This is a genomic window from Phreatobacter sp. (genome assembly GCF_027532945.1).
In the GTDB taxonomy this organism is placed as follows: Bacteria; Pseudomonadota; Alphaproteobacteria; order Rhizobiales; family Phreatobacteraceae; genus Phreatobacter.
On record NZ_JAPZTZ010000001.1, the window covers coordinates 136,831 to 156,584 of the forward strand.

Consider the following 19,754-nt stretch of genomic DNA (forward strand, 5'->3'; position numbering starts at 1 on the left):
CGATCCCCTACATTCCGGCTTCGCACTGTGGCCGCGGAGCCCTCCGTTGCAGAACACGCTGCTCGCCCTCGCCATCGCCCTCATCGCCGCCATCGTCGCGGCGCTGGTGGGGCCTTTCCTCGTCGACTGGAACGCCCATCGCCCGCGCATCGAGGCCGAGGCGACGCGCCTCCTTGGCACGCCTGTTCGCATCGGCGGCGACCTGACCGTCCGGCTGCTGCCCACCATCACCATCGATGCCCGCGACGTCGCCATCGGCGAGGGGCAGGGCGGCGCCCGCATCGGCCGCCTGCGTGGCGACCTGCGCATCGCGCCGCTGCTGCGCGGCCAGGCATCGCTGAACAGCCTGCACATCCGCGACGCCGATGTGACGCTGCGCGGCGGCATGGCGCCGAACCGCCTCTTCGCCGTCGATGCGCTGACGATCGAGAACTCCCGCCTGTCCGTCGCCGACGGCGAGGGGCCGACCCGTCTCGTCGCCGAACGCCTGATGCTGACCGGCGAGTCGCGCGGACAGGGCGGCCCGCTGCGCCTCGACGGCACCGCGGTTGCGGGGGAGACGGTGCACCCGGTTGCGGCGCTGCTCAGCCTCACCGATGCCGGCCGGCTCGCCGCCCGGCTCCGCGTCACCGCCGGCACGGGCGGTGGCTTCGGCTTCGAGGTCGAGGGCCTCGCCAGCACCGAGGGGCGGCCACGGCTCGACGGCGAGGTGGTGCTCACTGGTGGGGCAGGGCGACTGCCCTGGCGTCTCGCCGGTCCGGTCGCCGTCACGCCGCAGGCGCTCATCATCCAGCGCGCCGAGGGCCAGCTCGGGTCCGGCGACAGGCTGGTGCGGGCAACCGGTTCCTTCCGCCTCGGCTTCGGGCCCGGCGAGGGTGTCGAGGCCGTGGCGAGCATCCTCCAGGCCGATCTCGATCGCCTGGTCGAGGCACCGCAGCGCCTTCCCCGCGACGTGCTCGCCGCTGTCCTCGCGGAAGCACCGTCCCTCGCCGCGCCAGCGGTTCCTGTGACTCTCAGCCTCGAAGTTGCCGGCCTCACCGTGGGCGGCGGCGCCATCGGCGACCTGCGCGGCGACATCCGCGCCGAGGACGGCGCCTGGCGCATCGAGCGGCTTGCGGCCCGCCTGCCGGGTGACGCCGCCGCCGACCTCGCGGGTCGTCTGACGCTGGCCGGCGATGTCGCCTTCTCCGGCACGCTGGCGCTCCAGGCGGCGCGGCCTGCGGCCTTGATGGCCTGGCTCGACGGGCAGCAGGCGCCTGCCGGCACGCTCGACGATCCGATCCGCCTCACCACCCGCGTCACCGCCGATCCCGGCCGCCTCGTTCTCGACGCCATCGATGCGGAGACGGCCGCAGGGCGCACGACCGGGCGCATCGCTCTGGACGTGCCGGCCCTCGGCCGCCACGCGCTGCTCGCCGAACTCTCCGCCGAGGCGCTCGACCTCGACCTTCTCGTGCGCATCGCCCGCGGCGCCGGTGCACGGCTTGACCCCGCCACCGACACAAGACTGCGGCTGAGGGCGGCGCGCGCCGCCCTCGCAGGGCTCGTCGCCCGTGATCTCGACCTTGCCGTCGCCACGGACGGGCGCACATTCGAGGCCGAACGCCTGTCCATCGGCGATCTCGCCGGCTTCGGTATGGACCTGACCGGGCGGCTTGATGGCCTCGGCGGCCCGCTCCTCGGGCGCCTGTCCGGCCGCGCCCGGGCCGAGACCGTCGACGGGCTGGTGGCGCTTCTCTCCCGTCACGCCGCGACCCGCGATCTCGCGGGATGGATCCGCGACCGCGCGCCCTCCCTCGCCGGAGCCGAACTCGGGCTCACCTTTGCCGCCTCCGGCCGCTCCGCCCTCGGCCTGCGCATCGAGGGCCGCATGGGCGAGACCATGGTCCAGCTCGATGCGGCGGGCTCGGGCGATCCCTTCGCGCCGCAGGACCTCACCGGCCGGGTGCGGCTCGACCTCCAGGCCCCACGCGCTGATCGCATCGTTGCCCTCATTGCGGGCACGCCGGTTCCGGCGACCGGGCCAGGCGGCGCGCAGCTCACCGCCGAATGGGTCCGCGCCGACGCCGCGACCCATCGCCTCTCCGGCACGCTGACCAGCGGCGCGACGACCATCACCGCGGAAGCCGGTCGCGGCCGGAGCGGGGAGGGAAGCCTGTCAGCCACGCTGCGCTCCACCGACATCGCCGCGCTCATGCCTCTCCTCGGCGTGCCAGCGGACCTGTCCGGCCGGCTGCCGGCGCGCCTCGATCTCGCCGCGCGGGCGGCTGGCGATGTCTGGCGCACCGATCGTGCCGAAGGCGAGATCGGCGGCACCCGCATCGCGGCGCGGCTGGCCCTGGCCGGGCGTCGCCTGTCCGGTGACCTCGCCCTCGGCACGATTCCGGCCGAGGCGGCTCTCACCCTTCTCTCCGGCCCGGCCTGGCTGATCGAGGCCGGCGCTGGCGAATTCGCCTCCGCGGCTTTCGGCGAGACCGTCTTCGATCGGCTCGACGCCGACCTCACTGTGACGGCCGACCGGCTCCTTCTTGGCGCCTATCCCGATCTTGTCGGCCTGAAGACCCGACTGGTCCGCGACGGCGGCCGCACCCGGCTCACCGGCCTTGCCGCGGCCATCGGCCCCGCGACCCTGTCGGCGGACCTCACGCTTGATCGCTCGGCCGTGCGAACCCTCGCCTCCGCGCGCATTGGCCTCGAGCGCGTGCCGGCAGCCCTGCTCTGGCCCGGCGCCGAAGGCACCGCCTCGCTCACCTCCGACGTTACCGCCGATGGCGCGACGCCGGCTGCCCTTCTCGCGGGCCTGCGGGGCTCGGGGCGCCTCGCCTTCGCCCTGACCAGCCTTGCCGGCGCCGATCCCGGCGCCCTGGCCCGCGTCACCCGCCAGGCCGAGATCGCCCAGGATGTCGGCCGACCGATGACCGACATGGCCTTCGGCGCGGCCCTTGCCCAGGCCCTCGACGGCCGCGTCGCATTGCCGCCGACGCCGCCTGCGGCGATCGCCCTCAGCGGTCTCGCCCTGCGCGGCGCGCCCGTGACCGCGAGCCCTGCGGGCGGCGCCATCACCTGGACCGGTTCCGTCGACCTCAGGGAAGGCACGCTGGCGGCCCAGGTGAAGATCGCCCCCGATCCGCTGCGCGATGCCGAGACCATGCCGGTCCTTGCCATCCGCCACGACGGTGCTCTCGGGGCGCCGGAGCGGATGATCGAGACCGACGACGTCTCCGGATGGCTCGGCCTGCGGCTCGTCGATCGTGCCGCCCTGCGGATCCGCATGACCGAGAGCGACCGGCTGGAGCGCAGCCGCCAGCGCGCCTTCTCCCGCTACACCGCCCTCCCGCCGCCGCAGGTCGAGGTGCCGATGCCGCCCATGCCGGAGCCGCTGCCGGCCGAATTGTTCCTGGCGCCCCGCGCCACGGCCCCGGCCGAGCCGTCGCCCGAGGGGGCGCCGGTGCCGGCACCGCGCCCCACCGTGCCGCGCGCCGCGCCGACGGCGACCGACCTGCCCTCGGTGGTGCGCCGGGCTCTTGACGCCCGCCCGCCGGAGACGCCTCCGCCTCAGGCCGCGCCGCTCTCGATCCTGCCGCCGCTGCCGCCGGCGGTGGAGGTCGGACCGGCCCCCGGTATGCGCCGCTGAAGGCCTTTCGCCGGCGCGCCACCTCGCCTATATTCGAAGAGCCGGGGCAACCCGGCTATGGCGATAAACGGCTATCGTAATAAACCTATCGGACCCGGGGGCAGTACCCGGCGCCTCCACCAGCAGGGCTCCTGCGGGTGCCCTGCTGATGGGGGCGAAACAGGATCGACGAGGGTGTAAAGGGTGGACTTTCGCTCGGCATGGTTCCGCCGTTATCGGGCCGTCTCAATAGTTGCCAACGACAACTATGCTCCGGTGGCCGTTGCCGCGTAATGCGGTGATGGTACCGATCCAAAGCCCTTGCGGGTAGCACTGTAAGGCGGGGTTCGGAGGCACCTGGCAACAGAAGCCTCCACTCCTCTCCGCGGCGGGGGCGCAGCGGCTCGGAGGGGCACGCCCGCGTGTTCCAAGGCCCCGGACCCGTTCGCCAGCAAGCAGCTCATGCCCACCGATCTCATTCGCTACGATCTTCTGGCTCAGGACGCCCTGCGCGGCGTTGTGAAGCGCGTCCTCACCGACGCCGCCCGCGACGGGCTGCCCGGCGATCATCATTTCTATGTGACCTTCGATACGCGCGCGCCCGGCGTGCGGCTGTCGAACCGCATGCGCGAGAAATATCCGTTGGAGATGACGGTGGTGCTGCAGCACCAGTACTGGGATCTCGCGGTCACCGAGCATTCCTTTGAGGTCGGCCTGTCCTTTGGTGGCATCCCCGAGCGCCTCCTCGTTCCTTTCGAGGCGGTGAAGGGCTTCTTCGATCCCTCCGTCCAGTTTGGCCTGCAGTTCGAGGTGGCGGGTCCCGAGGGCGAGCAGGGTGAGATCGGCGTGCGCGAAGTCGCGCCCCAGGCTGCCGGCGAGCCGGTGGCGGAGGCGCGGCCGACGCCGCGCAAGCTCGAGCCGGAAGCCAAGCCGGCGGACCCAGCTGACGCCGGCTCTGTGAAGGCTGCCGACGCCGCGGCCGGAGCCGGTGGTGCCGAAGTTGTGAGCCTGGACAAGTTCCGCAAGAAGTGATGACCGGCTATGCCGCGGTGATATGACGCGCTGCGTCATGCACCCGAATCCAACAAAAAAGCTGCTTTGCGGCCGGGATTGCCCGTCCCTATGCATCCACGGCCGTTCACGGCGGTACTCGGGGAAGGTTTTCACGAAATTTCTGGGACGCTAATTTTTGCGCAGCGGCTGGCACGAAACCGCCCGCTTTTTTTCGTCAGGATCGACGGAACCGGACCCTCCCTCCTGCGTTGGAGTTGCTGCGATGGGTGACGTCATCAATTTGAAGCGCGCTCGCAAACGAAAAGCCCGCGACGCGGAGGCGCAAACCGCCGACGCCAATCGCCTTCGCTTTGGACGCCTGGGTGCCGAACGGAAACTCGAGGAGGCTCGCGCCGACCTTGAGGCCAGGAAGCTCGACGGCCACAAGCGGTCGGAGTGAATGAATGAAGAGCCACGTCGTCAAACGCTCTATCGTGGTCGAGGGCCACAAGACGAGTGTCAGTCTTGAGGACGAATTCTGGAATGCGCTCAAGGAGATCGCTGCCGAGCGCCGTGAAACGCTGTCGGAACTGGTCGGGCAGATCGACGGCGGCCGGACGCATGGGAACCTGTCTTCCTCGATCCGTCTTTTCGTGCTGCAGCATTTTCGGATGAAAAGCACCCAAGACGCGTGAGGCCGTGGTTATACTGACGACCTTCGGCTAATTTTTCCCCATTTGCGGTCATTCCCGCCGCTTGTTTTCCGACGGTTGACATGATGTCATCCGCGCGCAAAACGACCGGCCTCGCGCTTGGTTCAAAAGAGTGCTCCGCAGTGGGGGAACGATGCAGGACGACAAAGTAGGAACGGCCGACGAGGCGCGTGGCTTCATCAAGAGCCCGCAGGATATGTTCGCTGGCCTGTTCATCATCGCGTTCGGCCTGTTTTGCCTCTGGGCGTCGTCGAACCTCACCGGTGGTCGCGGCGCCAACCTCGGCCCGGGCTCGTTCCCGCGCGGCCTGTCCTTCCTGCTGATGGGGGTCGGCGCGGTCATCGTGGTCCAGGCGCTGACCGTCGTCGGTCCGCGCCTCGAGGCCTGGTCGATCCGCGGTCCGATTTTCGTCCTGGGCGCGGTCCTCATCTTTGCCGCCACCATCCGCGGCACCACGCTGAACATCCCCGGCATCGGTCGCACCGAGCTTCTGCCGCCCCTCGGCCTTCTCGTCGCGGGACCGCTGACCCTGGTCATCGCCAGCCTCGCCTCGAACGAGCGCAACTGGTTGCAGACTCTCATCTTCGCGGCGGCCATGACGGCCTTCTGCATCCTGTTGTTCAAGGTGGCGCTCCGGCTGCCGATTCCCGTCGCCCCCTGGGCGGGTTGGTGAGGCGTAACCCATGGACATGTTCTCCAACCTTGCGCTCGGCTTCGGCGTTGCGCTCACCATCAAGAACCTCGGCCTCTGCTTCCTCGGGTGCATGATCGGCACGCTGATCGGCGTGCTGCCGGGCGTCGGCCCGATCGCCACCATCGCGATGCTGCTGCCGATCACCTTCGGCCTTGATCCGGTCGGCGCGCTCATCATGCTGGCCGGCATCTATTACGGCGCCCAGTACGGCGGCTCGACCACGGCCATCCTGGTCAACATCCCCGGTGAGGCCACCTCGGTGGTCACCGTGCTCGACGGGCACCAGATGGCCCGCAACGGCCGCGCTGGCGCCGCCCTCGGCATCGCCGCCCTCGGCTCGTTCTTCGCCGGCACCGTCGCCACCCTGGTCATCGCCGCGCTGGCCGCGCCGCTGACCCGCGTCGCGCTGCTTTTCGGCCCGGCCGAGTATTTCTCGCTCATGGTCATGGGCCTGATCTTCGCCGTCGTGCTGGCGCGCGGCTCGGTGGTGAAGGCGGTCGCCATGGTGCTCTGCGGCCTCATGCTCTCCACCGTCGGCCAGGACCTCGAGACCGGCGCCGACCGCATGACCTTCTCCTGGCCCGAACTGTCGGACGGCATCGACTTCGCCACCATCGCCATGGGCATGTTCGGCTTCGCCGAGATACTCCGGAACCTCGAGAATCCCGAGACCCGCGACGTGCTGAAGAACCGCATCGGCAGCCTGCTGCCGAACTGGGGGGAGATGAAGCAGTCGATCCTGCCGGTGCTGCGTGGCACCAGCATCGGCGCAGCGCTGGGCATCCTGCCCGGCAACGGCGCCGTGCTCGGCCCGTTTGCCAGCTACACCATGGAGAAGAAGCTCGCCAAGGATCCGTCCCGCTTCGGCAAGGGCGCGATCGAGGGCGTCGCTGGTCCCGAAAGCGCCAACAATGCCGGCGCCCAGACCTCCTTCATCCCGCTGCTCACCCTCGGCATCCCGCCGAACGCGGTGATGGCGCTGATGGTCGGCGCCATGACCATCCACGGCATCGTTCCCGGCCCGCAGGTCATGGAGAAGCGGCCCGATCTCTTCTGGGGCATGATCGCCTCGATGTGGATCGGCAACCTCATGCTGCTCATCATCAACCTGCCGATGATCGGCATCTGGGTGAAGCTGCTGAAGGTGCCCTACCGCATGCTGTTCCCGTCGATCCTGATGTTCTGCTGCATCGGCATCTACTCGGTGAACAACAACCCCTTCGACGTCATGATCACCGCCTTCTTCGGCCTGGTCGGCTACGCCTTCATCAAGATGGGCTTCGAGGTCGCGCCGCTGCTGCTCGGCTTCGTGCTCGGCAAGCTGATGGAGGAGTATCTGCGCCGCTCCATCCTCATGTCGCGCGGCGACTGGTCGGTCTTCGTCGACGTGGTGAACCGGCCGATCTCGGCGGCGCTCATCGGCATCGCCGTGGTGCTGATCATCATCTCCTTCCTGCCCTCGATCACCAAGAAGCGCGAGTCCGTCTTCGTGGAGTGATCCGGCCGACAGGTCTGGCTCTGGCCGGCGGCGCTCCGAAAGGGCGCCGCCGGTTTCGTTTCAGGCGCTGTAACGGTGGCGCGCCCCGCCGCGTAGGGGAGGGCAGGGAGCCTGACCTGGCTCCAGACCCGGAGCTTTCCGATGCCCGACCGTGCCGTTTCGCTTGCCACCCGCCGCGCGCTCCTGCTCGCCGCGCCCGTCCTCGGCCTCGGCCTCTCCACCCGCAGGGCATTCGCCGCTCCGGAGATCTACACCGCGACGCTGTCGAGCCTGGCCGCCGACGGCCACGATGTCGTCGCCTTCCACACCGATGGCCGTCCGACGCAGGGAAGCGCGCGCTTCACCCATGGCTGGAAGGGCGCGACCTGGCGTTTCGCCTCCGCCGCCGCCCGCGACGCCTTCGCCGCCGCTCCCGACCGCTATGCGCCGTCCTATGGCGGCCATTGCTCCTGGGCCGCCTCGCAGGGCTACCGCGCCTCCGGCGATCCCCGTCACTGGCGCATTGTCGACGGGCGGCTGTTCTTCAACTACGACGCCCGCGTCCACCGCACCTGGCTGACCGACATTCCCGGCTTCATCGCCGCCGCCGACCGCAACTGGCCGACGCTGCGCTGACGCCTGTGGGGAAGCCCGGCCGCCCTGCTGCCAGCCGGCCGCGAAGCGCGGTATAAGGCTCTCTCGCGGATTCGCGTCCCGGAGACCCCCGATGCGCCAGTATCACGACCTGATGGAGCATGTGCTGCGCCACGGCGTCCGCAAGGACGACCGCACGGGCACCGGCACGATCTCGGTCTTCGGCCATCAGATGCGCTTCGACCTGTCGGAGGGCTTTCCGATGGTCACAACGAAGAAGCTGCACCTCAAATCGATCATCCACGAGCTGCTGTGGTTCCTGCAGGGCGACACCAACATCGCCTATCTCAAGGCCAATGGCGTCAGCATCTGGGACGAATGGGCCGATGCCGAGGGCAATCTCGGCCCCGTCTATGGCAAGCAGTGGCGCTCATGGGCCGCTCCCGACGGCCGAACCATCGACCAGATCGCCGGTCTCGTCGCCATGCTGCGCAAGAACCCGGATTCGCGCCGTCTCATCGTCTCGGCCTGGAACCCGGCCGACGTGGAGGCCATGGCCCTGCCGCCCTGCCACTGCCTCTTCCAGTTCTACGTCGCCGAGGGCCGGCTCTCCTGCCAGCTCTACCAGCGCTCCGCCGACATCTTCCTCGGGGTGCCCTTCAACATCGCCTCCTATGCCCTGCTGACGCTGATGCTGGCGCAGGTCACCGGCCTGAAGCCCGGCGACTTCGTCCACACGCTTGGGGATGCGCATCTTTACCTGAACCATGTCGAGCAGGCCGAGTTGCAGCTGACCCGTCCGCTGCGCCCACTGCCCACCATGCAGCTGAACCCGGCGGTGACCGACCTCTTCGGCTTCACCTATGACGACTTCACGCTGGTCGGCTACGACCCGCATCCCGCCATCAAGGCGCCGGTCGCGGTGTGAGCGGGGATCTCACGTCGCTCCAGCGGCGGGTCGAGCAGATCAGCCGGCAGTACGAGCAGGCCTTCGGCATTCCGCCCGGTGAAGACTGGATCGTCTTCAAGCTTCAGGAGGAACTGGGCGAACTCACCCAGGCCTATCTGGCTGCCACCGGCCGGTCGCGGCACCGGCTGGACGGCGTTGAAGCGCAAGCGGCGCTATCTGCGGAGATCGCGGATGTGCTTGGCTTTGTGCTGGCCCTCGCCGAGCGGCTCGGCATCGACGCCGATGCCGCCCTTGCGGAGAAGTGGTTGAAGTACGAACAGACGTGAGACCGCCGGGGCGTCAGCGCCCCCAGTCGGTCTTCGCCGCCTCGCTGATCGCCACCACCGCGGGGTGGCTGAGCTTCCTCTCGACGGAAATGGCGAAATATTCGGTGGTGATCCCCTCGACCTCGCCGACGAGGGTCGCCTCGAACTGTTCGGCCATCTCGCCCGCGAGCACGGCGGGGGCCGGGAAAATCCCCATGCCCGCCTGGCCGAAGGCCTTCATCAGGGCGCTGTCCTCGAACTCACCGACGATGCGTGGCTCGATGCCCTGCTCGCTGAACCAGCGGGTGAGGCCCATCTGCATGGTCGAGCCCTCGCCGGCGATCAGCATGGGCGCGCCGGACAACGATTGCGGGAAGCCCGGCCCATAGCGCTCGGCGAGTTCTGCGGCGGCGAAGAAGGCGATGCGCGTGCGCCCGAGCGAATGGCTGTGGCCCTTCACCCCCAACGCCGGCGGCAGCGGCCGGTCGGCGATGACGAGGTCGAGCCGGTGCACGGCGATCTCGGCGAACAGCCGCTCCAGCTTGTCCTCGCGGCAGACCATGCGGACACGGCCCGCCGTCAGGCCCGGCGCGAGCAGGCGATAGGCGATGGATTTCGGCACCACGTCCGCCACGCCGACGCGGAACAGGATGTCCTTGCCGTCGGCCTGGTTGCGCAGATTCGCCTCCAGCTCGCGGCCGATCTGGAAGATCTCGTCGGCATAGGAGAGCGTGAGCTCGCCTGCGGGTGTGAGCTCCAGCCCGCGGCCGACCCGCCTGAAGAGCTGGGAGCCCAGTTGCTCCTCCAGCGTGTTGATCTGGGCGCTGATCGTCTGCGGGGCGAGGCGCAGCTGCGTCGCCGCCCGGGCGATGCTCCCGGCCTTCGCCACCCGCCAGAAATAATGCAGCTGCTTGAAGTTAATCACGGCGGCACCTGCGGATCGTCAGTTTTTTTCGATGAAAATCGCTTGAACAATCTGCTTTTTCCGATGGGCGATCAAGGCCATTGTCCGCGCCATCGCCCGGGCCCCCGCCGCGGGCCCCTCAACGACGGGCTCACCATGGACCTGATCCTCTCCTTCCTCACGGCCGATTTTCTCGGCAAGCCGGCATGGCTCTGGCTGACCTTCCTCGTGATCGTCGGCGCGCTGCTGGTCTTCGACCTCGGTGTCCTCCACAAGGAGGACAAGGAGCTCGGAGTGCGCGAGAGCCTCGTGCTCTCGGCCTTCTACATCGCCATCGCCGTCGCCTTCGGCGTCTGGGTCTGGTGGTCGATGGGCTCCCAGTCCGGCATCGAGTACTTCACCGGCTATGCCCTCGAAAAGGCGCTGTCGATCGACAACGTCTTCGTCATCTCCATCATCTTCGGCTATTTCGCTATTCCCGCGAAGTACCAGTACCGCGCCCTGCTCTGGGGCATTCTCGCGGTGCTCGTCCTGCGCGGCATCATGATCGGCCTTGGCGCTGCCCTGGTGCAGCAGTACGAGTGGGTGCTGTACATCTTCGGCGCCTTCCTGATCGCCACCGGCATCAAGATGCTGATGGTCGGCGAGAGCGAGCAGGACGTGTCGCAGAACCCGGTCGTCAAGTTCCTGTCGAAGCGCATGCGCATCACCCAGGAGCTGCACGGTGCGAACTTCTTCGTCACCCAGCCGGATCCGGTGACGGGCAAGATGGTGCGCTTCGCCACGCCCCTCTTCCTCGCCCTGGTGGTGATCAACCTCGCCGACCTCGTCTTCGCGGTCGACTCGGTGCCGGCGATCTTCGCCATCACCACCGACACCTACATCGTCTTCACCGCCAACATCATGGCCATCCTCGGCCTGCGCGCCCTCTACTTCGCGCTTGCCGCCATGGTGCACCGCTTCGAGTACCTGAAATATGCCCTGGCCATCGTGCTGGTCTTCATCGGCGCCAAGATCTTCTGGAACCAGATGGTCGGCAAGCTCGACCCGGCCATCTCGCTCGGCGTGACCCTCGCCCTGATCGGTGGCGGCGTGGTCTTCTCGCTCTGGAAGACGCGCGGCCAGGCTGCCGGCAGTCACAGCCACGGCTAAGGCCTCGGACATCACCTGAGGAAGGGGCGTCGCCACAAGCGGCGCCCCTTTCGCTTGTGCCGGCGTCGCCTCGCGGCGTGAACCATGCTAGCCAGCGCCCATGAGCCAGCCTGCTTCGGCCAAGACCCCCATCGTCCTCGTCGCAGCCGTCGCCGCGAATGGCGGCATCGGCCGTGACAACCGCCTCCTCTGGCGGCTGAAGTCCGACATGGCGCATTTCCGCGCCACGACCGCCGGCAAGCCCCTCGTCATGGGCCGCAAGACCTTCGAGAGCTTTGGCGGCAAGCCGCTGCCGAAGCGTCTCAACATCGTCGCCTCCCGCCAGCCGGGACTGACCTTGCCCGGCGCGGTGGTGACCGGCTCGCTCGAACAGGCCCTTGCCATCGCCCATGCGGAGGCGCTGCGCAGCGGCGTGGGCGAGATCGCCGTCCTCGGCGGCGCCGATATCTACGCCCAGGCCATGCCGCTCGCGGACCGGCTGGTCATCACCCATGTCGAGGCCTCGCCCGAGGCGGATGCCTTCTTTCCCGCCATCGACCCGGCGCTCTGGACCGGCTCGGCGCTCTTCGCTTCCCTCGCCGGCCCTGGCGACGACCATGCGTTCCATGTCGTCGACTACCGCCGCACCAGCGGCTGAACGCCGCATCGCTTTTGGCCGCGGCCATCCCCAACGTGGCCTCCGACACACGGGCCGGAGCCCCCGCCATTCACCAAGGCCATTGGTCGCAGTGCCAATCGCGTGGCCTTTGCGTTGAAAGCGGCGGAGGCGTCTTCTATATCCGGACGGGTCCCTGGCGCTTCCGGCGCCGGGGCGTCAGGCTCCGTGCCTTCCAACGAGGACATTTCATGCCCTGGAACAATCAAGGCGGCGGCGGCCCTTGGGGCGGCGGCGGCGGTAACGGTGGCGGCGGCCCGCGTGGTCCCTGGGGCCAGGGTCCCTCCGGCGGCGGTGGCGGCAGTGGCGGCGGTGGTGGCGGCCAGCCCCCGGATCTCGAGGAACTGATCCGTCGCAGCCAGGAGCGGCTGAAGAACGTCCTTCCCGGTGGCGGCGGCAATGTCGGCGCCAAGGGCATTGCCTTCATCGCCGTGCTCGGCGCGCTGATCTACGGCCTCACCGGCTTCTACACGGTGAGCCAGAACGAGGTCGGCGTGAACACCGTCTTCGGTCGCCACATCGGCAACGCGGCTCCGGGCCTCAACTGGAACCCGCCGGCGCCCTTCGGCCTGGTCATCAAGGTCCCCGTCACCGACGTGCGCCGCACCGAGGTGGGCTATCGCTCCGGCGGCGGCCCGCGCGGCGGCAACCGCGAGGTGCTCGAGGAGAGCCTGATGCTCACGGGCGACGAGAACATCGTCGACATCGACCTCGAAGTGCAGTGGGACGTGAACGCGGCGCAGGTCGCCAACTTCGTCTTCCAGCTGCAGAACCCCGAGGGCACCGTGAAGGCGGTGGCCGAGAGCGCCCTGCGTGAGGCCGTCGGCCGTCGCAACATCCAGAACATTCTCACGACCGACCAGGCGGCGATCGCCGGCGAGATCCGCCAGATCATGCAGCGGATCATGGATGACTACCGTTCGGGCGTGAACATCCGCGTCGTCCAGCTCGTGTCGGCCCTGCCGCCGGCTCAGGTGCGCAACTCCTTCCTCGACGTGAACGCGGCCCAGCAGGACCAGAACCGCGTCCAGAACGAGGCGCGCACCTATGCCAACCAGGTGGTGCCCGAAGCGCGCGGCCGCGCCTCGCAGATCCTCCAGGAGGCCGAGGCCTATCGCGACCGCGTCGTCGCCGAGGCCAACGGTCAGGCGAGCCGCTTCACCCAGGTGCTCGAACAGTACAAGCTCGCCCCGAACGTGACGCGTGAGCGCATGTTCATCGAGACCATGGAGCGCATCTTCGGCGGCACCGACAAGGTCATCATCGACCAGTCCGGCGGCAACCAGGTTCAGCCCTTCCTGCCGCTCGACCAGCTCCTGCGCCGTCAGGCTCCCGAAGCCGCGAGGCCCCAGCGATGAACTCTTCAGTCAAACTCGGCCTCGGCATTGTTGCCGCGCTGGCGCTCTTCGCGCTGGCCAATTCCTTCTTCATCGTCCAGATGACCCAGCACGCCATCGTGCTGCGCTTTGGCCAGGTGGTCCGCCAGCCGATCAGCGAGCCGGGCCTCTACTTCAAGGTGCCCTTCATCGAGAACGTGGTGACGGTCGACAAGCGGATTCTCGACCTCGACCTGCCGGTCCAGACGGTGCTCTCTACCGACCGTCAGAACCTCGACGTCGACGCCTTCGCCCGCTACCGCATCACCCAGCCGCTGCGCTTCTTCCAGACGGTGCGCACGGTGCCGAACGCCAACACCCGCCTCGCCAGCTTCGTCAACTCGTCGATGCGCAACATCATCGCCGGCGCGACCATGTCGCAGCTCATTCGCACCGAGCGCGACCGGCTGATGAACCGCATCCAGGAAGAGGTGAACCGCGAGGCCGGCACGCTCGGCGTCGAGATCGTCGATCTGCGCCTCACCCGGGTCGACCTGCCCCAGGTGAACCAGGAGGCGGTGTTCAACCGCATGCAGACCGAGCGTCGCCAGGAGGCCGCGGACCTGCGCGCCACCGGTAACCAGGCGGCGGTGACGATCCGCGCCCGCGCCGACCGCGAGGTCGTCGGCATTCTCGCCGAGGCCAACCGGCGGGCTGAAGAGGTGCGCGGTGGCGGCGACGCCGAGCGTAACAAGATCTTCGCCGAGGCCTATAACCGCGATCCGGACTTCTTCTCGTTCTATCGCAGCATGCAGGCCTACGAGCAGAGCATCAAACAGGGTGACACCCGCCTCGTCCTCTCGCCGAATTCGGAGTTCTTCCGCTACTTCAACGATGCCGCCGGGCATCGGGCGCGTCCTCAACCGGCGCCCGAGGCGCCGCGCAACTGATCGCAAGATCGCGGCCAGGCCGTCGTGACCCCGTCACGACGGCCTCGTTGCATGGGCGGGCGCCATGAAAGACTTCTTCGTCGCCGTCGGTCTCGTCCTCGTGATCGAGGGACTGATCCTCGCGGCCTTTCCCTCCCGTATACGGGATGCCCTCGAAACCATGCGGGTGACGCCCGACCAGCAGCTGCGGCTGGTGGGGCTTCTCGCCGCGGTCATCGGCCTCGGTGTCGTCTGGTGGATTAGGGGCTGAGCCCGGCGGGGGGCCGGGTCGACGAAAGAGATGATTGACAAGGCGGGCCGGAGGTTCGATGGGAGGACCGACCTTGCTCGCCCCGCACGACAAGTAGACAGATTCCCATGGCCCAGTTCACGCTTCCGAAGAACTCCAAGATCACCGAGGGCAAGACCTGGCCGAAACCGGCTGGCTCCAACCGGTTGAGCGAGTTCCGCATCTACCGCTGGAACCCTGACGATGGCGCCAATCCGCGCATCGACACCTATTACGTCGACCGCGATGATTGCGGTCCGATGGTCCTCGACGGCCTCATCTGGATCAAGAACAAGGTCGACCCGACGCTGACCTTCCGCCGCTCGTGCCGCGAGGGCATCTGCGGCTCCTGCGCCATGAACATCGACGGCACCAATACGCTCGCCTGCACCAAGGGCATGGACGAGGTGAAGGGCGGCCAGGTGAAGATCTATCCGCTGCCGCACATGCCGGTGGTCAAGGACCTCGTCCCCGACCTCACCCGCTTCTATGCGCAGCACGCCTCGATCGAGCCCTGGCTCAAGACCACGACGGCCCAGCCTGAGAAGGAGTGGCGCCAGTCGAAGGAGGACCGCGAGAAGCTCGACGGCCTCTACGAGTGCATTCTCTGCGCCTGCTGCTCGACCTCCTGCCCGAGCTACTGGTGGAACGGCGACCGCTATCTCGGCCCCGCCATCCTCCTCCAGGCCTATCGCTGGCTCATCGACAGCCGCGACGAGGCCACCGGCGAGCGCCTCGACAACCTCGAGGACCCGTTCCGCCTCTACCGCTGCCACACGATCATGAACTGCTCGAAGGCCTGCCCGAAGGGGCTCAACCCCGCCAAGGCCATCGCCGAGATCAAGAAGATGATGGTGGCGCGCCAGGTCTGAGGCCGGCCCGACCCCTTTGAGATCCTTCCGAAGGCGGCCCATTGGTCGCCTTTGGCGTTTTTGGCGTCGAAGGGGGGCTGCATCAGCCTCAACGATCGGTTAACCAGAACCCGAACATCGTCGCGAGGACGGGGCCCTGCCATGGAAATGCCGCCGCGCGGCCCCATGGTGCGTTGGTCCCGCAGCCTCGCGTGACACCAGTCGGATGACCCTCTCCATGGCCCTGCGCCCCGCCGCTCTGCTGCTCTGCGCCGTCGCCCTCGCAGGCTGCACCTCCTCCGGGCGTTTCGGCGACTTCTCCACGGCTTCTGCGCCCTCGGGTTCCGACCGCTTCGGCCGCTCCGACGCGCCGGTCCAGCCGCAGATCCAGCCGGCGCCTTCCGACGACATCATCCCCGGCGGCCAGCCCGGTGGCCCCGGCACGATCGAGAGCCAGGAGATCGCCCCGCCGACCGCCTCAGGCCGGTCGGATGTCGGCGCGCCTGCGATCGACCAGGCGCTGGCGCCGAGCCAGCCGGGCGCCCAGCCGCAAATCATGCAGCCCGAGCCGCCGCGCGGTGGTGCGCCGGCCAGCCCTCCGCCGGTCGTCTCCGCCATGCCGCGCCAGGAGCGCGCCGCCCCCGCCGCGACCACCGTCGCCGGCACCTGGACGGTGTCGGATGCAGGCGATCGCTGCCGCATCACGCTCACCTCGACGCCGCTCTTCGAGTTCTATCGCGCCAGCCCGCAGAATTGCCGCGCCCCCACGCTCGCCCGCATCAACGCCTGGGAGCAGCGCGGCTCGGAGATCGTTCTGCTGCAGCCCGGCGGGCGCGTTGCCGCGCGCCTCTCGCCTCAGGGTTCGGGCTATTCCGGCGCCACCGCCACCGGCGCGCCGGTGTCGATGGAACGCTGAGGGCGTCAGGCCTCGACCCCGGGCTTCCGTCGCCGGCGGCCGCCCCGGGCGAGGCGCATCTGCCGGTCGATCAGGCCGGCGGCCACCGCAGAACCGTCGCTCCACATTTCACGCCACAGCGAGATCGGGGTTGCCGGCAGCGCCGTGACCGCAGCCACGCTGTCGCCCGACGCGAAGGTGATCTTGCCGTCGAAACGCGCCGCCAGCCGCTGCATCCCGCGATTGGCGGGCAGGCAGGTCATGACGAGATTGCCGACGCCGCGGTTGCGGGCGGTGAGCAGAAGCCGGCCGAACAGCGCCGAGCCGACGCCGCTGAGGCGCCAGTCCTCCTCCACGGTCACGGCCACCTCGCCGGCGCTGTCCGGCAGCAGGCGCAGTTCCGCGGCGCCCCGCAGCACGTCATCGACGAAGAAACCATGGACGATGGCATCCGCCCCGAGGGCCGTCGCCGCATAGGCGGTGACCGTGTCGTCGGAGACGCCGGCGGCGAAGCGGCAGCGGCGGGAATCCGGGTCGAGGCGGAGGAAATGGGCAGCGAGAAGCTCGCTCTCCCAGGCGAAGAGCTTGCGGATGACGCCCTGCGCGATCAGTTCGTCCAGCATTGGCGACCCCCATGAAAGGCCCTCAATGGGCCTGATCCGGTGTGGTCCCTCACAATGCGGCGCTGCTTCCCTGCCAAGGGCCGTACAGGAGGGCTCCTGTGGCGGCAAGTCGATTATTGCAGTGCAGCATCACGATGACGGCAGGGCGGCGTGTTGGTGGCGTTTGGCAAAACGGCGGATGAACGGCGCAAACGAAAACCCCGGCCGCAGGGCCGGGGTTTCGATCTGGGATGCGCGAAAGTGGAAGAATCAGCGCTTCAGGGCGCCGATGCCGCCGAACTTCTGGTTGAAGCGCGACAGGCGACCGCCGCGGTCCATCAGCTGCTGCGAGCCGCCGGTCCAGGCCGGATGCACCTTCGGATCGATGTCGAGCTGGAGGACGTCGCCCTCCTTGCCGTAGGTGGAGCGGGTGAAGTACTCCGTGCCATCGGTCATGACGACCTTGATGGTGTGGTAGTCGGGATGGATGCCGGTCTTCATGGGGTCGTCCTCGCAGGCGCCGTTCGTGTGGTCCGGCGCTAAGGGCCGTGTCCTGAATGAGAAGCCGCGCTTTTAAAGGAAGTCACTGGCCATTTCAAGCCAGCCGTGGCATCGCCCGCCCGTAACGAGAAGAAGAGTCCAGTGTCGATGTCCACGGTCGAAACCGCCGCCGGCAGCCCGCAGGCCGGGACCGCGCCGCGCCGTCCGAAGCTGCGCCCCCTGATGCGCTTCCTGCCCTTCGCCTGGCGCTACAAGGGCCTGATCCTCGGCGCGGCCATCTCGCTGCTCGTCGCCTCGCTTGCCACCCTCGCCGTGCCGCTGGCGATCCGCCGCATGATCGATTTCGGCTTCGCGGCCGAGGGCATGATCAACCAGTATTTCGCCATGCTGGTGGTGATCGCCGCCGTGCTCGCCGTCGCCTCGGCCGCCCGCTTCTATCTCGTCACCACCATCGGCGAGCGCGTGGTCGCGGATATCCGCACGGCGGTCTTCGACCATCTGGCGACGCTCTCGCCCGCCTTCTTCGACCAGGCGCGCACCGGCGAGCTGGTCTCGCGCCTGACCGCCGACACGACGCAGCTGAAGTCGGCGCTCGGCGTCTCCGTCTCCATGGCGCTGCGCAACGTCATCATGTTCGCGGGCGCCGTCTCGATGATGGTGATCACCAGCCCGCACCTGTCGCTCTACGTGGTCGGCGCCATTCCCTTCCTGGTGCTGCCGCTGGTCGCCTTCGGCCGCAATGTCCGCCGCCGCTCGCGCGCCGCGCAGGACCGGCTGGCGGATGCCACCGCCTATGCCAACGAGAACATCCAGGCCGTGCGCACCATGCAGGCCTTCACCGCCGAGACCTCGGTCACCCGCCGCTTCGCCCATGCCGCCGAGGAGGCCTTCAACGGCGCCCGCGACGCCAACCGCGCCCGCGCCATCCTCACCGCCGTCATCATCTTCCTCGTCTTCGCCAGTGTCGTCGCCGTGCTCTGGACCGGCGCCCAGCAGGTCCTCGCCGGCACCATCTCCAGCGGGCGCCTGTCGCAGTTCCTGCTCTATGCGGTGATGGCGGCAAGCTCCCTGTCCCAGCTCTCCGAGGTGTGGAGCGAGGTCAGCCAGGCCTCCGGCTCGGCAGAGCGGCTCGGCGAGATCCTCGCGGTGAAGCCCGACATCACCGCCCCCGAGAAGCCGCTGTCGCTGCCGGAGCCCGCCCGCGGCGAGGTCGCCTTCGTCGCGGTGCGCTTCGGCTATCCGACGCGGCCCGAGACGCGCATCCTCGACGACGTCACCTTCACCGTGAAGGCGGGCGAACGCGTCGCCATCGTCGGTCCCTCGGGCGCCGGCAAGTCGACGCTCTTCGCCCTCGTCCAGCGCTTCTACGACCCGCAGGGCGGCGTTGTCCGCTTCGACGGCGTGCCGGTGGCCGAGGTCGATCCGCGCGAGCTGCGCCGCCGCATCTCGCTCGTGCCGCAGGATGTCGCGATCTTCGCCGCCACGGTTGCCGAGAACATCCGCTACGGCCGCCCCGACGCCACCGACGAGGAGGTGGCCGCCGCCGCCCGCATGGCCCATGCGGAGGAGTTCATCGCGCGCATGCCCGAGGGCTATGCCAGCCTCGTCGGCGAGCGCGGCGTGACGCTATCCGGCGGTCAGCGCCAGCGCATCGCCATCGCCCGCGCCATCCTGCGCGACGCGCCGCTGCTCCTCCTCGACGAGGCGACCTCGGCCCTCGACGCCGAGAGCGAGACGCTGGTGCAGGAGGCGCTGTCGCGGCTGATGAAGGGCCGCACGACCCTCGTCATCGCCCATCGCCTCGCCACCATCCTCGACTGCGACCGCATCATCGTCATGGACAAGGGCCAAGTGGTCGAGCAGGGCACCCATGCCGAACTCGTCGCGGCCGGCGGCCTCTATGCCCGTCTCGCCGAACTGCAGTTCAGGACGGTCGCAGGCGCAGCGCCGGAGGCTCAGGCCGCCACGCCATGAGGTCGACGGGCCGGCCCTGCTCGTTGAGGCGGTGGCCGGTCGTGACGAAGCCCGCGCGCCGGTAGAAGGCAATGGCGCGGGCATTGTCGGCATTGACGTCGAGGTCGAGGCCGGAGGGCGAGGCCGCTTTCGCCGCCGCCATCAGGGCAGCTGCGACGCCGCTCCCCTGAGCCGCGAGGCCGACCAGCATCTGGTCGATCCAGCCGTCGGGCGCCACCGTGACGAAGCCGGCAGGCGAGCCCTCGACCTCCGCCACGAGGATGCGGGCGCCCTCGGCCTCCATCCGCTCCAGCCGGTCGAGCAGCCAGCCGCGCCGCGCGGCGAAGTCGATGGCGGGATAGGCGGCCGCCCAGGCCTCCACCCACAGATCCGGGATCGCCGCACGGT

General features: G+C 68.9%; 21 protein-coding genes and 1 other RNA gene. 18 read left to right on the forward strand and 4 right to left on the reverse strand.

Translation table 11 applies throughout. The features are described from left to right. Nucleotides 1-46: 46 nt before the first annotated feature. The 10 genes from O9344_RS00655 (at nt 47) to O9344_RS00700 (ending at nt 9,320) form a co-directional block, all read left to right on the forward strand. The gene (locus O9344_RS00655; RefSeq protein ID WP_298471567.1) at nt 47-3,634 is read left to right on the forward strand and encodes an AsmA family protein; all 3,588 of its coding nucleotides are present in this window, start codon (nt 47-49) and stop codon (nt 3,632-3,634) included. Nucleotide 3,635: 1 nt separating this feature from the next. Beyond that, nucleotides 3,636-3,991: a transfer-messenger RNA gene (gene ssrA / locus O9344_RS00660) on the forward strand. Nucleotides 3,992-4,075: 84 nt separating this feature from the next. Continuing rightward, on the forward strand, nt 4,076-4,645 hold the full coding sequence (locus O9344_RS00665; RefSeq protein WP_298471569.1) for a ClpXP protease specificity-enhancing factor SspB: 570 nt from the start codon (nt 4,076-4,078) through the stop codon (nt 4,643-4,645). A gap of 244 nt (nt 4,646-4,889) precedes the next feature. Further along, nucleotides 4,890-5,066 carry a DUF4169 family protein gene (locus tag O9344_RS00670; RefSeq protein ID WP_298471571.1) on the forward strand — a complete coding sequence of 59 codons (177 nt, stop codon included), beginning with the start codon at nt 4,890-4,892 and terminating at the stop codon, nt 5,064-5,066. A 4-nt stretch (nt 5,067-5,070) separates the two neighbouring features. Continuing rightward, complete coding sequence (locus O9344_RS00675) at nt 5,071-5,301, forward strand: ribbon-helix-helix domain-containing protein (RefSeq protein WP_298471574.1); 231 nt, start codon at nt 5,071-5,073, stop codon at nt 5,299-5,301. Nucleotides 5,302-5,452: 151 nt separating this feature from the next. Continuing rightward, on the forward strand, nt 5,453-5,992 hold the full coding sequence (locus O9344_RS00680) for a tripartite tricarboxylate transporter TctB family protein (protein ID WP_298471577.1): 540 nt from the start codon (nt 5,453-5,455) through the stop codon (nt 5,990-5,992). Nucleotides 5,993-6,002: 10 nt separating this feature from the next. Continuing rightward, nucleotides 6,003-7,511 (forward strand): tripartite tricarboxylate transporter permease, encoded by a 1,509-nt coding sequence (locus tag O9344_RS00685; protein WP_298471580.1) that lies wholly within the window; start codon nt 6,003-6,005, stop codon nt 7,509-7,511. A 141-nt stretch (nt 7,512-7,652) separates the two neighbouring features. Further along, nucleotides 7,653-8,126, forward strand: coding sequence for a YHS domain-containing (seleno)protein (locus tag O9344_RS00690; RefSeq protein ID WP_298471583.1), 474 nt, complete (start codon nt 7,653-7,655; stop codon nt 8,124-8,126). 91 nt (nt 8,127-8,217) lie between these two features. Next, nucleotides 8,218-9,012: a thymidylate synthase gene (locus tag O9344_RS00695; RefSeq protein WP_298471587.1), complete on the forward strand. Its 795-nt coding sequence runs from the start codon at nt 8,218-8,220 to the stop codon at nt 9,010-9,012. Next, the gene (locus O9344_RS00700; RefSeq protein WP_298471590.1) at nt 9,009-9,320 is read left to right on the forward strand and encodes a pyrophosphatase; all 312 of its coding nucleotides are present in this window, start codon (nt 9,009-9,011) and stop codon (nt 9,318-9,320) included. Before O9344_RS00695 ends, O9344_RS00700 begins: the two co-directional genes overlap by 4 nt. A 13-nt stretch (nt 9,321-9,333) precedes the next feature. On the opposite strand, the gene nhaR is transcribed toward O9344_RS00700, so the two are convergent. Continuing rightward, nucleotides 9,334-10,224: a transcriptional activator NhaR gene (nhaR, locus tag O9344_RS00705; RefSeq protein WP_298471592.1), complete on the reverse strand. Its 891-nt coding sequence runs from the start codon at nt 10,222-10,224 to the stop codon at nt 9,334-9,336. Nucleotides 10,225-10,359: 135 nt separating this feature from the next. On the opposite strand from nhaR, the gene O9344_RS00710 reads away from it, so the two are divergent. From O9344_RS00710 to O9344_RS00740, 7 genes are all read left to right on the forward strand, one after another. Beyond that, nucleotides 10,360-11,355, forward strand: coding sequence for a TerC family protein (locus O9344_RS00710; protein WP_298471595.1), 996 nt, complete (start codon nt 10,360-10,362; stop codon nt 11,353-11,355). A gap of 100 nt (nt 11,356-11,455) precedes the next feature. Beyond that, nucleotides 11,456-11,992: a dihydrofolate reductase gene (locus tag O9344_RS00715; protein ID WP_298471599.1), complete on the forward strand. Its 537-nt coding sequence runs from the start codon at nt 11,456-11,458 to the stop codon at nt 11,990-11,992. A gap of 209 nt (nt 11,993-12,201) precedes the next feature. Further along, on the forward strand, nt 12,202-13,368 hold the full coding sequence (hflK, locus tag O9344_RS00720) for an FtsH protease activity modulator HflK (RefSeq protein ID WP_298471602.1): 1,167 nt from the start codon (nt 12,202-12,204) through the stop codon (nt 13,366-13,368). Next, the gene (gene hflC / locus O9344_RS00725) at nt 13,365-14,276 is read left to right on the forward strand and encodes a protease modulator HflC (RefSeq protein ID WP_298471605.1); all 912 of its coding nucleotides are present in this window, start codon (nt 13,365-13,367) and stop codon (nt 14,274-14,276) included. Before hflK ends, hflC begins: the two co-directional genes overlap by 4 nt. 64 nt (nt 14,277-14,340) lie before the next feature. Continuing rightward, complete coding sequence (locus O9344_RS00730; protein ID WP_298471608.1) at nt 14,341-14,526, forward strand: DUF2065 domain-containing protein; 186 nt, start codon at nt 14,341-14,343, stop codon at nt 14,524-14,526. Nucleotides 14,527-14,633: 107 nt separating this feature from the next. Then, a complete protein-coding gene (locus O9344_RS00735; RefSeq protein ID WP_108175025.1) occupies nt 14,634-15,416 on the forward strand; it encodes a succinate dehydrogenase iron-sulfur subunit in 783 nt (260 codons plus the stop codon). A 217-nt stretch (nt 15,417-15,633) separates the two neighbouring features. After that, nucleotides 15,634-16,311, forward strand: a complete 678-nt coding sequence (locus tag O9344_RS00740) for an AprI/Inh family metalloprotease inhibitor (RefSeq protein ID WP_298471618.1) — start codon at nt 15,634-15,636, stop codon at nt 16,309-16,311. Nucleotides 16,312-16,316: 5 nt separating this feature from the next. Here O9344_RS00740 and O9344_RS00745 read toward each other — a convergent pair whose 3' ends face one another. Further along, the gene (locus O9344_RS00745; protein WP_298471621.1) at nt 16,317-16,913 is read right to left on the reverse strand and encodes a GNAT family N-acetyltransferase; all 597 of its coding nucleotides are present in this window, start codon (nt 16,911-16,913) and stop codon (nt 16,317-16,319) included. A gap of 249 nt (nt 16,914-17,162) precedes the next feature. Next, nucleotides 17,163-17,393 (reverse strand): 50S ribosomal protein L31, encoded by a 231-nt coding sequence (gene rpmE, locus O9344_RS00750; RefSeq protein ID WP_108175021.1) that lies wholly within the window; start codon nt 17,391-17,393, stop codon nt 17,163-17,165. Nucleotides 17,394-17,540: 147 nt separating this feature from the next. Here rpmE and O9344_RS00755 point away from each other — a divergent pair, with 147 nt between their 5' ends. Then, nucleotides 17,541-19,367, forward strand: coding sequence for an ABC transporter transmembrane domain-containing protein (locus tag O9344_RS00755; protein WP_298471627.1), 1,827 nt, complete (start codon nt 17,541-17,543; stop codon nt 19,365-19,367). Here O9344_RS00755 and O9344_RS00760 read toward each other — a convergent pair. Further along, nucleotides 19,318-19,728 carry a GNAT family N-acetyltransferase gene (locus tag O9344_RS00760; protein WP_298471630.1) on the reverse strand — a complete coding sequence of 137 codons (411 nt, stop codon included), beginning with the start codon at nt 19,726-19,728 and terminating at the stop codon, nt 19,318-19,320. The genes O9344_RS00755 and O9344_RS00760 overlap by 50 nt on opposite strands. Between the last annotated feature and the right edge of the window lie 26 nt (nt 19,729-19,754).